Genomic DNA, 297 nt, shown 5'->3' with positions numbered 1-297 from the left:
TTGAATCATGCGATTCAAGCTGTTATGCGGTATTAGCATCTGTTTCCAAATGTTATCCCCCGCTTTGGGGCAGGTTACCTACGTGTTACTCACCCGTCCGCCACTCGCTGGTAAACCAACGTCAAGTCCGTGCAAGCACGTTCAATCAGTTGGGCCAACGCGTTCGACTTGCATGTATTAGGCACACCGCCGGCGTTCATCCTGAGCCAGGATCAAACTCTCATATAAAATATAAGAACTTGAAAAGCTCAAATTTAAATTAAGCGAATTGACTTCGCAAATGTTTTTGCATCAATC

Annotated in this window: 1 rRNA gene; it reads right to left on the bottom strand. The window is 45.1% G+C overall.

Annotated features, from left to right (window positions below):
* A 16S ribosomal RNA gene (locus ACLUWI_RS10465) occupies window positions 1-228 on the bottom strand; the annotation flags it as partial.
* Window positions 229-297 lie beyond the last annotated feature (69 nt).

The sequence above is a fragment of the Limosilactobacillus mucosae genome, assembly GCF_046939755.1.
GTDB lineage: Bacteria > Bacillota > Bacilli > Lactobacillales > Lactobacillaceae > Limosilactobacillus > Limosilactobacillus mucosae_A.
The sequence above is the reverse complement of the archived record's forward strand: the minus strand, read 5'-3'. Positions and strand labels throughout refer to the sequence as shown.